Genomic DNA, 10,419 nt, shown 5'->3' with positions numbered 1-10,419 from the left:
GTGATGACTAAACAATACCATATATGTGAATGTGTTGCCACTTTAATATCGATAACGAAAAAAAGTCTTTTAAGCCATCGCGTTAGCGATTTTGTTCAAATATAATTACATAAGAAGGGGAGCTCTTGTGGACGATCTTATCAATAAAGCTGAGCACCATATGGAACTAGGGGAATATCAGCAAGCAAGAAAAATATATAATGAGATTTTATTAATTGACCCGAACAATGCTAGAGCCTATAATAAACTTGGGGTAATTTCGGCTCGCGAAGAAAATCTTGAACAAGCAAAAATCTATTTTATAAAAGCACTTGAGCTAAATCCAAAGCTTTCTTCAGCATCCAGCAATTTAGGCAATATATATTTTGAGACCGGGGATTTCGAAAAAGCAAAAGACTGCTATGAAAAGGCCATAGCCCTTGACCCGGATAATCCTGTGCCATATAATAATCTGGCCGTAATATATAAAAAATCGAAGGACATAGATAAATTTGTAAAATTTTATAAAAAATCGGTAGAGCTTTCCACCCAAAGATTAAATGATATTACAAAAATGCAGCTTAAAAAAAAGGAAACAATAAAATCACCATACATGGCGATCTTCGGCTTTATAATTGTTGTGTTGGTTTTATATTTATTGATTTCTTTTATAAGATAATGGAAATTTTTATCATATAAACAGGATTAGCGGACATGACTACTGTAGGAGGTAATGCCGTGAACTGGGTGGATATTATTTTGATAATAGTTTTTATAAAAAGTGCGGTACAGGGATTTTCGAAGGGCCTTATCCTGTCTGCGTTTAAAACAGCAGGAGTTGTTGTGGCTTTGTACACAGGAGTTTTTTATAGGGATGTTGCGGTGGATTTTTTAAAAACTCACCTTGCCATGGACAGATTTTTAAGCGGTATAATGTTAGCACCCGCTTTAAATGAGCATGGAGCCATGGGAGTAATAAACATTAAAAGTATCGTAGAATTGGCGCTTAGTGCCGTAGGATTTTTTTCAGTGTTTTTGTTGGTTCAAATCATATTTTTGATACCTGCATATTTCATCAACGGTATTATAAAAATATCAAGTCTAACTCCACTTAACCGATTACTGGGTACTTTATTCGGCTTAGCTCGAACAGCTATGCACTTTGCACTTTTAAATGCAGTTCTTTCACCGTTTCTATTGGCCTTCCCTGAGAGCTTTTTGGATAAAGCATTAAGCACTTCTTATATCTTAAATCATATAAGATTTTTAGACTTTATAAGCCCTATTGTGGTAAAGTTAATATAATGTCAACTAGTGGAATTATCTGGATTTCGATGCTAAAATTATAAAACTGAAAATAATGCATACGATATAATCTTTGACCTTTAAGAATCTGAGGTGTTTATTTTTGAGCGATATAACACAAATGTATAATAATTTTGTAAATAAACTTCCGGCTTTTGCAGTACCTCTTATTAAAATTGCTGTAGTTTGGTATTTATCGGTTCTTTTTATAAAACTCGTTGAAAACTTCATTACTCGAATTTTTTCGATGAAAAGCCATGGGAAAGCGCATTTTGATGAAAACAAAACAAAAACGCTGGCAGGCCTTTTAAAAAGTATTGTGCGCTATGTAACATATTTTGTGGCAGGGATAAATATCTTAGAGATTGCAGGAATCAAGACCACATCCTTATTAACGGCAGCAGGCATCGGCGGGCTTGCGATTGGCTTTGGTGCTCAAAACCTAGTAAAGGATGTTATATCAGGCTTTTTTATTATTTTTGAGGATCAGTACAATGTGGGCGATTATATAGAAGCGTCCGGCGTAGCGGGAACCGTTGATGAGATTGGGCTAAGAACCACTAAGCTATGGGATTTTGGCGGGCAACTGCATATCATTCCGAATGGTGAGATTACCCGAGTGACAAATCATTCCCGTGGAGCTATGAGAGCTTTGATTAATGTAAGCATAGCTTATGAAGAAGATATCAATCGTGTGATAAAATTATTAGAAGAGGTTTGCCAAGAGGTTAGGGAAAAAAGAAAAGATGTTATTGTTGAAGGCCCTTCCATATTGGGAGTATCAAATTTAGGCAAAACAGAAATTGAAGTTGGGATTATTGCTAAGACAATACCCATGCAGCAGTGGAGTGTAGAAAGGGAACTGCGCAAGACTGTTTTAGAAAAGTTTGCAAGTGAAGGCATAGAAATACCATATCCGCGAACAGTTTATATAAAAAAAGAAGGCAAAAGGGAGGAAGACCTTTGACATACAATATAGGTGATGTTGTTCAGATGAAAAAGAAACACCCCTGCGGAAGCGATACTTGGCAGATATGGCGTATGGGTATGGATTTTGGAATTAAATGCATGGGGTGTGGCCGAAAAGTGATGCTGCCAAGGCATAAATTTGAAAAAAGTGTTAAAAAAGTTATCAGGTCGGAAAAAAATACTGACCTTGAAAACCGATTAGATTAATGATATAATACGTCCGAACATCTCTGCTCCGGGAAACCGGGGCCAATTAGTCCATGGAGGTGAAGTGAAATGAGGCAATATGAGACTGTTTTTATCATTGACCCTGAGTTTGAAGCAGATGAAGTAAAAGCACTTGTGGAAAAATTCAAGGGTATGATAGAAGACCAAGGCGGAGAAGTTACTGAAGTCGATGAATGGGGCAAGCTTAGATTAGCTTATCCTATCAACGACAAGCGGGAAGGCCATTATTTTTTAATGAACTTTACGGCAAACCCGGCAACAGCTCAAGACTTGGAAAGAGTGTATAAGATTACCAACGGACTCATGAGATACCTGATTATCAATAAAGAAAAATAAGAGGTGGAAACCTTGCTAAATAGGATTATTTTAATAGGCAGACTCACAAGAGATCCGGAACTTAGATTTACACCGGCTAACGGAGTGCCGGTAGCTCAATTTACAATAGCGGTAGACAGGCCCTTTGTAAATCAAAAGGGTGAACGTGAAACTGATTTTATTAGAATTGTTGCATGGCGAAAACTTGCGGAAATCTGTGCCAATAACCTTACTAAAGGACGCTTGGTAGCAGTGGATGGTCGCCTGCAAATAAGGTCGTACGATGGACAGGACGGCCAGCGAAGGTATATAACCGAAGTTGTAGCCGATACTGTTCAGTTTTTAGACAGGGCTAAATCCAGCTCTAATGAACAGAGCTCAGATAACTTTGATGCAGATTTTAGTTTTGATCCAGGCATTGATGATATCAATGGTGACGGAGTACCCTTTTAATGAAAGGAGGAATGTAATTTGAAACCAAGGAGAATAAAGAAAAAAAAGGTTTGCAGTTTTTGTGTAGATAAAGTAGATCATATTGATTATAAAGAATATGCTCGTTTAAGAAAATATATAACTGAGCGTGGCAAGATCCTGCCCCGGCGCATTACCGGTAATTGTGCAAAACATCAAAGGCAACTTACCATAGCAATCAAAAGAGCGAGGAATCTCGCCCTGCTACCGTTCACAGCAGAATAGAGAGGGTCTACCCTCTCTTTTTTGACATAAGAGGAGGGAAACTTCATGAGAACCAACAGTACTAAGTCCCTTGTAGAGGGAGCACTGCTTGCCGCCATAAATGTTATTCTAAGTATAATGGCCTTATATATGCCCATATTAGGGACTTTTGCTACTTTAATATGGCCGGTGCCTATTGTAATATTGGGGGTAAGACACGGCATCAGAACTAGTTTTCTTTCTATGATAGTAGCAGGTATTATCGTAGCTATAATAAGCGGTCCTTTTCAAGCTGTAACCATTGTAGTGAGCTTCGGCTTGATAGGCCTTGCAATGGGATGGGCTATAAAGAAGGATTTTTCACCATTTAAGGTACTGGCTATCGGTGGAGCAGCTTCTCTAGTTTCCAAAATAGCCCTTGTTTTTATCAGTATGCTGATGATGGGAATTAATCCTTTGACTGAGGAAATTAATGCTCTAAAGGAATCCCTTTTGATAGCAGGTAGTTTTTATGAGAAAATGGGTATGGACCCTAAAACTATAGAAACCACTATCGAAAGTTTTAAAAGAGCTCTAGAGCTTTTACCGCTAATCATTCCGGGTATATTTATAATGGCATCTGCTCTCGATGCCTTTTTGACCTACATAGTGACTAAAGCAGTGCTATCGCGAATGGGACAAAAACTTAGAGATTTTACGCCTTTCTGGCTATGGCGGTTTCCTGATTATACGGTAGCAGCTTTTCTGGCAGGGAATCTGCTGGTGCTGTTGGAAACATATTGGCCAATAGGTGTGCTTAAAGCTATTGGAATGAATTTAGTGCTGGTTTTCGGGTTTATACTTTTTGTGCAGGGGTTTTCACTCTTGACATATTATTTGGGCAAATTTAATGTAGGAAAGGTTTTTAGATTAATAATCGTTTTTTTTGTGTTTTTTAACCCTTTGTTTTTGCAAATACTTTTTTTTGCAGGGCTATTTGATGTCTTGTTCAATTTTCGCAAGATATATTGATGAGAGGTATTTATCATGATAGGAGGAAATAAAAACCAAATACTATGGCTGGCAGTTTGCTTTATCATAGTACTCGACGTAGTAAGCCTAATATTTTATGATTTTAAGATTACATTGGCATTGCTGCTGATTTTAGGCTTGCTTCTGTATTATCTGATATCAAAGAAAGACGGCAAGCCTTTACCGACTTTAATTGAAACAAAAACATCCTTTCATCAGACACTGTGGAAACAGGTAGTAAATGAACTAAATGTGGGCGTAGCACTAGTGACCGGCAATGAAAGGATTATTTGGGAAAACAAGGTATTTTCAGAACGGTTTCAAAAATCGGGCAAAAGAATATCACATATAAATGAGCTTGTGCCACAAAAGATTTTAGAATCTTTGAGTGAAGGACCTAAAGAAATTGAGTTAATGAATAGCCGTTTTTTTGTTAAAAAAACTATGCTGCAGACCAATGGTAAAAAGCCAGGAAGAATATTGCAGGCATATTATCTTGAAGATGTTACAGAAAAATTCAACCTAAAGTTAACTGCAAAGGAAAAGGAAACCGTAGTTTGCTATTTTTATGTGGACAACTTTGATGAAATCATGGTAGCTTGTGCCGAAGAAAATCGGCCTGAGCTTCTAGCCAAAATAGATAAAACAATAACCAAGTGGGTGCACAATTTTAATGGGCTTGTAAAAAAATACGACAATGATAAATACCTTGTAATTATGTATCTAAAAGATTTTCGCCGAGCAGAAGAAACTAAATTCGGGGTACTTGATGCTATTCGTGAAATAAAAGTAGGCCAGGTTATGACGCCTACATTGAGCATAGGTGCAGCCTACGGCGAAAGTTCCCTAACTCAATCCGGAAAGATTGCTCAAAATGCCTTGGAACTTTGCCTGGGCAGGGGTGGGGATCAGGCAGTAGTTAAGGCTGAGGGGAGGACGTATTTCTACGGCGGAAAAACCGAAGAAATGGAGAAATACAGCCGTGTAAGGGTCCGGGTTATTTCCCATGCTTTAAGGGACTTAATTGAGGAGTCAGATATGGTAATGGTCCTTGGGCACCTGTTTTTGGACATGGATGCACTTGGAGCAGGGGTCGGTCTTGTAAGTGCCATTAAAAGCATGAATAAACCGGGATATATAATTCTTACGCCTGAGCAGAGTCCATCAGTAGATTCACTACTTGAATTTTTGTTTACTGATGAAGAAATGCAAAAGAATTTTATCGGCGAAACCGAAGCTTTGAATAAAATTACAAAAAAGACGCTTGTTGTGGTTGTGGATACCCACCGACCATCGCTTTTGATGTCGCAAAAGGTTATCGAAAAAGCGGAAAGGGTTGTGGTTATTGACCACCATCGCCGTGGAGAAGAATTTATTGATAAGGCATTGCTTGTGTATCTTGAGCCATATGCTTCCTCCACAAGTGAAATAGTGACAGAGATGATACAGTACATGGGGGACGATATCAAGATTACGCCCATGGCGGCTACTGCAATGCTGGCAGGTATTGCAGTGGATACTCGCAATTTTGCTTTTAAAACAGGAGCAAGAACTTTTGAAGCAGCTTCTTACTTAAAACGAGCAGGAGCCGATCCTACCATGGTATATAAGCTTTTTCAGGAAGATGCACAAGCTGTATATGAAAGAGCCAAAGTTTTAAAAAGAGCGAAAGAGATAGCGGATCATGTAGTTATCTCCTATTATGATGAAGAGCCCCAAAATCCTACTTTAGCAGCAGCTCAGGCAGCTAATAGTCTTATAGGCCTAAAAGGAGTTTCTGCCTCGTTTGTTTTGGCACCTATGGGGGAAAGGATAACCGTCAGTGCTCGCTCATTAGGTGAAATAAATGTGCAGAGGATTTTGGAAGAATTGGGCGGTGGAGGCCATATGACCGTAGCTGGGGCTCAACTATCCGGTATGACTATGGATGAGGCCTTGGAAAGAGTCAGACAGGCCGTTTTGGATTATATGAAAGAGGGTGAAACAAAATGAAGGTTATATTATTAGAAGATGTAAAAAAACTCGGCAAGAAAGGCGATTTGGTTAATGTAGCTGATGGTTATGCAAGAAATTACTTGTTTCCAAGAAACTTGGCAGAGGAAGCAACTTCAGGAAGCATTAAACAGCTAAAACAGGAGAAGACCGCATTGGAGAGGAAAAAGCAAAAAGAAATTGAAATCGCCAAACAAATTGCTGAAAAACTCTCTCAAACATCTGTTACGCTAAAGGTAAAAGCAGGCGATAAGGGGAAATTATTCGGTTCTGTTACAACAAAAGATATATCCGATGCTTTGAAAAAACAACATAAAGTAGAAATAGATAAACGAAAAATAGAAATTTCCGAGCCAATTAAATCATTGGGCAGCTATGTTGTTGATATAAAGCTTGCCCCGGAAGTACAGACCCAAGTGACTGTAAAAATTATTGAAGGATGATTTTTATGGATAACCTTAAGATACCTCCATATAATTTAGAAGCTGAACAATCAGTGCTGGGGTCCATGCTTCTATCAAAAGATGCCATTACCGTAGCTGCGGAGCAGCTACAAGCTCAGGATTTTTATAAAGAATCCCACAAAAAGATATTTGAAGTGATAGTAAGACTTTATGAGGATAGAGAACCGGTAGATTTGATTACGGTTACCGAGGCCTTAAGAACCGCTAAGATATTGGAACAGATAGGTGGTGCAACTTATCTTACAGCCCTTACCGAAATAGTGCCAACCGCTGCCAACATTTCTTATTATTGCAAGATTGTTGAAGAAAAGGCACTTATACGGCGACTTATCAATACCACTTCAGAAATATTGTCAATGGCGTATGACCAGCAAAATGAAGTGGAAGACCTTTTAGACGAGGCCGAACGCAGGATTTTTGAGATTGCACAAAAACGCCGGGTGGAAAATTTCCACCATATAAAAGAGATATTGTTTGATACATTTGAACGCATAGAACAGCTATACAATTCAGAGGGCGGCATAACCGGAGTCCCAACGGGTTTTCCGGATATTGACGAAAAAACATCGGGCTTGCAGCCGTCTGATTTAATCCTTATTGCTGCCAGGCCGAGTATGGGAAAGACTGCATTTGCCTTAAACATAGCTCAAAATGCCGCTATTCGCTATAAGGTTCCGGTTGGTATTTTCAGTCTGGAAATGTCCAAAGAACAGTTGGTGCAGCGCATGCTTTGTGCTGAATCCAATGTAGACAGCCATAAACTCAGGACCGGGAAATTGGATGAGGAAGATTGGCCTAGGCTTGCCAGAGCTATGGGGCCGCTATCTGAAGCACCTATATATATAGACGATACTCCGGGTATTTCATCACTGGAGCTTCGAACAAAGGCCCGGCGGCTCAAAGCGGAAAAAGGCTTAGGCCTTGTGATTATTGATTATCTGCAGCTTATGTCGGGCCGGACCGCTTCGGAGAACCGCCAGCAAGAAATTTCAGAGATATCTCGTTCACTTAAAGCACTGGCCAGAGAACTTTCTGTGCCGGTAGTGGCATTGTCGCAGCTTTCACGAGCACCGGAAATGAGGGCCGACCATCGACCTATTTTAAGTGACCTTCGTGAATCCGGCAGTCAGGAGCAAGATTCCGATGTTGTGGCATTTTTATATAGAGATGATTATTACAATCCCGATACTGACAAAAAAAACATTGCCGAAATTATAATAGCAAAACAGCGAAATGGGCCAACAGGCACCATCGAACTTGTCTGGCTTCCAAAGTTTACTAAATTTGCTAGTTTGGAAAGATTTCGCCAAAGTCAAGTCGGGTAAGCATGTAATTCTACATTAAATTTGGATGGCAACAGCCGCCGGAATAAATACCATTATAGCGTATTCCGGCGGCTGATGATTTTTGATATGTCACAATGGCATTTATATTTTTTTTGACATATCTTTTTTATTATTCGCCAGGGTAAAGCATAAGCGGGGGTCTTGTGTTAACTTTATACGACTGTTTTGACATTGTTTTGTTATCGGTTTTACCTAAAGTGGGTGTTATTTCCGCGGCAGTTTCAGTTTCGTATCCGATATCCGAAGGTTTGATAGAAAATTGTTTTACGTCCATCGCAGTCTTAGATTCAAACATAGAAAGCCTCCTTTTAAAAATGCAATTGTATTGGTCTATTTCTAGTATTTCAATATTCATCCGATATATACATATGACAGGCAATTCTTGCGTGAAATATTAACATATTTTAGTAAAATATTCGGAAAATAAATTGATTTTCCAGCTAAATTTTGGTATATTAGTAGTGCTGCAAAAAAGTGAAAATAAGGAAATGCGAAGTATAAAAAAGATACAAGTTTTTGAAAGATACTGATACTTGCATCTAAATAAAATTGCCGCTTCGGCAGTGAAAGTGAGGAATACTATGCCCAAAAAATATGATGTGATTATAGTTGGGGCGGGGCCGGCGGGGATATTTACTGCTCTTGAGCTAGCTGAAAATGCGCCTGAACTTTCGATATTAATTGTTGAAAAAGGCAAAGATATTGAAAACCGGAATTGTCCTTCAAAGCAAAACAATGTTCAATGCCTGCGCTGCAATCCCTGTTCAATTGTCAATGGTTGGGGCGGTGCCGGTGCTTTTAGTGACGGCAAACTTACCCTTACCACTGAGTTTGGAGGATGGCTGGATGAATATATTTCTCGAAGCGAAGTAATGGAGCTTATCAGCTATGTCGATAGTGTATATTTAAAATTCGGGGGCACGAAAGAAGTTTACGGTATTGAGAATGAAGAAACTCGCGCGCTGCAACAAAAAGCAGCGACTGCTGATTTAAGATTAATACCTGCAAAATTAAAACATTTGGGCACCGAAACATGTTGGAAAATATTAAAACAGATGAGAGATTATCTGGATCAAAGGGTAGAAATAAACACATGTACTGAAGTTAAAAATATACTTGTGCAGGATGGTCGTGCCAAAGGAATTAGAACTTGTGACGGCAGCGAATATTTTTCGGATTACGTTGTGGTTGTCCCCGGCAGGGAAGGTTCCGAGTGGTTTTCAACAGAGGCTGAGAATTTGAAGCTGGATATGTCTATTAATCCAGTGGATATAGGGGTTCGAGTCGAAGTGCCGGCAGTTGTAATGGAACACCTTACCGATGTGGTTTATGAATCTAAGTTAATATATTATTCAAAATCCTTTGATGACAAGGTTAGGACTTTCTGCATGAATCCCTATGGCGAAGTGGTTATGGAAAACAATAACGGCCTAGTAACCGTCAATGGTCACAGCTACTTGGACCGTAAGACTGCTAATACGAATTTTGCTTTATTAGTTAGCAAAACCTTTACCGAGCCATTTAAAGAGCCGATTGCATATGGCAAGAACATCGCCACTCTAGCCAATATGCTAGGTGGTGGAGTGCTGGTCCAAAGGCTGGGAGATTTGTTGTCAGGGAGAAGGTCAACTCCGGAACGCATAAAAAGGGGTTTAGTGGAGCCAACCCTGAAAGAGGCCACACCAGGCGATTTGAGCTTGGTATTTCCGTATCGACATATGGTAAGTATCTTAGAAATGCTGGAAGCCATGGATAAGTTGGCTCCAGGGGTAAACTCATACCATACTTTACTATACGGTGCTGAGGTGAAGTTTTATTCTTCTAGGCCTGCCCTAACCAGCAATCTGGAAACACAGATAACAAACCTTTTTGCTGCAGGCGATGGAGCCGGTGTAACCCGGGGCTTAGCACAAGCATCGGCATCAGGCATAGTAGTGGCTAGGGAGATACTAAAGCGCGTATTATAGACTTTTTTCTTTTGAGGTGTTGACAGAAAGAAGGTTTTATAGTAATATAATAACTGCTGTTTTAAATGGGCCATTAGCTCAGTCGGCAGAGCACCTGACTTTTAATCAGGGCGTCCCGCGTTCGAGTCGCGGATGGCTCACCATTTGTGGCCCCGTGGTCAAGTGGTT

13 protein-coding genes and 1 tRNA gene are annotated in these 10,419 nt (G+C 39.6%); 13 read left to right on the top strand and 1 reads right to left on the bottom strand.

Going from position 1 to position 10,419, the window contains the following annotated elements; genetic code table 11:
* Positions 1–127 precede the first annotated feature (127 nt).
* From BUC45_RS10185 to dnaB, 11 genes are all read left to right on the top strand, one after another.
* Positions 128–658 (top strand): tetratricopeptide repeat protein, encoded by a 531-nt coding sequence (locus BUC45_RS10185; RefSeq protein ID WP_296972095.1) that lies wholly within the window; start codon positions 128–130, stop codon positions 656–658.
* A gap of 59 nt (positions 659–717) precedes the next feature.
* Positions 718–1,284 carry a CvpA family protein gene (locus BUC45_RS10180; RefSeq protein ID WP_296972094.1) on the top strand — a complete coding sequence of 189 codons (567 nt, stop codon included), beginning with the start codon at positions 718–720 and terminating at the stop codon, positions 1,282–1,284.
* Between the two features lie 103 nt (positions 1,285–1,387).
* Entirely contained in the window at positions 1,388–2,251 is an 864-nt protein-coding gene (locus BUC45_RS10175) for a mechanosensitive ion channel family protein (RefSeq protein WP_296972092.1), read from the top strand.
* A gap of 26 nt (positions 2,252–2,277) precedes the next feature.
* Entirely contained in the window at positions 2,278–2,460 is a 183-nt protein-coding gene (locus BUC45_RS10170) for a DUF951 domain-containing protein (RefSeq protein ID WP_337957212.1), read from the top strand.
* 69 nt (positions 2,461–2,529) lie between these two features.
* On the top strand, positions 2,530–2,817 hold the full coding sequence (gene rpsF / locus BUC45_RS10165) for a 30S ribosomal protein S6 (RefSeq protein WP_013779636.1): 288 nt from the start codon (positions 2,530–2,532) through the stop codon (positions 2,815–2,817).
* A 12-nt stretch (positions 2,818–2,829) separates the two neighbouring features.
* Complete coding sequence (gene ssb, locus BUC45_RS10160; RefSeq protein WP_296972089.1) at positions 2,830–3,249, top strand: single-stranded DNA-binding protein; 420 nt, start codon at positions 2,830–2,832, stop codon at positions 3,247–3,249.
* A gap of 18 nt (positions 3,250–3,267) precedes the next feature.
* Positions 3,268–3,492, top strand: a complete 225-nt coding sequence (gene rpsR, locus BUC45_RS10155) for a 30S ribosomal protein S18 (RefSeq protein WP_013779634.1) — start codon at positions 3,268–3,270, stop codon at positions 3,490–3,492.
* Between the two features lie 45 nt (positions 3,493–3,537).
* The gene (locus BUC45_RS10150; protein ID WP_296972087.1) at positions 3,538–4,482 is read left to right on the top strand and encodes a YybS family protein; all 945 of its coding nucleotides are present in this window, start codon (positions 3,538–3,540) and stop codon (positions 4,480–4,482) included.
* Positions 4,483–4,497: 15 nt separating this feature from the next.
* Positions 4,498–6,474, top strand: coding sequence for a DHH family phosphoesterase (locus BUC45_RS10145; protein ID WP_296972086.1), 1,977 nt, complete (start codon positions 4,498–4,500; stop codon positions 6,472–6,474).
* A complete protein-coding gene (rplI, locus tag BUC45_RS10140) occupies positions 6,471–6,917 on the top strand; it encodes a 50S ribosomal protein L9 (protein ID WP_296972084.1) in 447 nt (148 codons plus the stop codon). Before BUC45_RS10145 ends, rplI begins: the two co-directional genes overlap by 4 nt.
* A 5-nt stretch (positions 6,918–6,922) precedes the next feature.
* Positions 6,923–8,263 (top strand): replicative DNA helicase, encoded by a 1,341-nt coding sequence (gene dnaB, locus BUC45_RS10135; protein WP_296972082.1) that lies wholly within the window; start codon positions 6,923–6,925, stop codon positions 8,261–8,263.
* Between the two features lie 130 nt (positions 8,264–8,393).
* On the opposite strand, the gene BUC45_RS10130 is transcribed toward dnaB, so the two are convergent.
* Positions 8,394–8,579 (bottom strand): hypothetical protein, encoded by a 186-nt coding sequence (locus BUC45_RS10130; protein ID WP_296972079.1) that lies wholly within the window; start codon positions 8,577–8,579, stop codon positions 8,394–8,396.
* A 286-nt stretch (positions 8,580–8,865) separates the two neighbouring features.
* Here BUC45_RS10130 and BUC45_RS10125 point away from each other — a divergent pair, with 286 nt between their 5' ends.
* Both BUC45_RS10125 and BUC45_RS10120 read left to right on the top strand, forming a co-directional pair.
* On the top strand, positions 8,866–10,251 hold the full coding sequence (locus tag BUC45_RS10125; protein WP_296972078.1) for an NAD(P)/FAD-dependent oxidoreductase: 1,386 nt from the start codon (positions 8,866–8,868) through the stop codon (positions 10,249–10,251).
* Between the two features lie 67 nt (positions 10,252–10,318).
* Positions 10,319–10,394: transfer RNA gene (locus BUC45_RS10120), tRNA-Lys, on the top strand.
* Positions 10,395–10,419 lie beyond the last annotated feature (25 nt).

This window comes from Tepidanaerobacter sp. EBM-38, from assembly GCA_001896545.1.
Lineage (GTDB): Bacteria > Bacillota > Thermosediminibacteria > Thermosediminibacterales > Tepidanaerobacteraceae > Tepidanaerobacter.
Note: the sequence above shows the minus strand (reverse complement) of the source record. Positions and strands in the feature narration are given on the sequence as shown.

Bases quoted from the DNA above. Each gene is read 5' to 3' on its own strand.
- BUC45_RS10170 (WP_337957212.1), top strand. From the start codon at position 2,278: ATGAAAAAGAAACACCCCTGCGGAAGCGATACTTGGCAGATATGGCGT.
- rpsF (WP_013779636.1), top strand. From the start codon at position 2,530: ATGAGGCAATATGAGACTGTTTTTATCATTGACCCTGAGTTTGAAGCA.
- BUC45_RS10150 (WP_296972087.1), top strand. From the start codon at position 3,538: ATGAGAACCAACAGTACTAAGTCCCTTGTAGAGGGAGCACTGCTTGCC.
- BUC45_RS10145 (WP_296972086.1), top strand. From the start codon at position 4,498: ATGATAGGAGGAAATAAAAACCAAATACTATGGCTGGCAGTTTGCTTT.
- rplI (WP_296972084.1), top strand. From the start codon at position 6,471: ATGAAGGTTATATTATTAGAAGATGTAAAAAAACTCGGCAAGAAAGGC.
- dnaB (WP_296972082.1), top strand. From the start codon at position 6,923: ATGGATAACCTTAAGATACCTCCATATAATTTAGAAGCTGAACAATCA.
- BUC45_RS10130 (WP_296972079.1), bottom strand. From the start codon at position 8,579: ATGTTTGAATCTAAGACTGCGATGGACGTAAAACAATTTTCTATCAAA.
- BUC45_RS10125 (WP_296972078.1), top strand. From the start codon at position 8,866: ATGCCCAAAAAATATGATGTGATTATAGTTGGGGCGGGGCCGGCGGGG.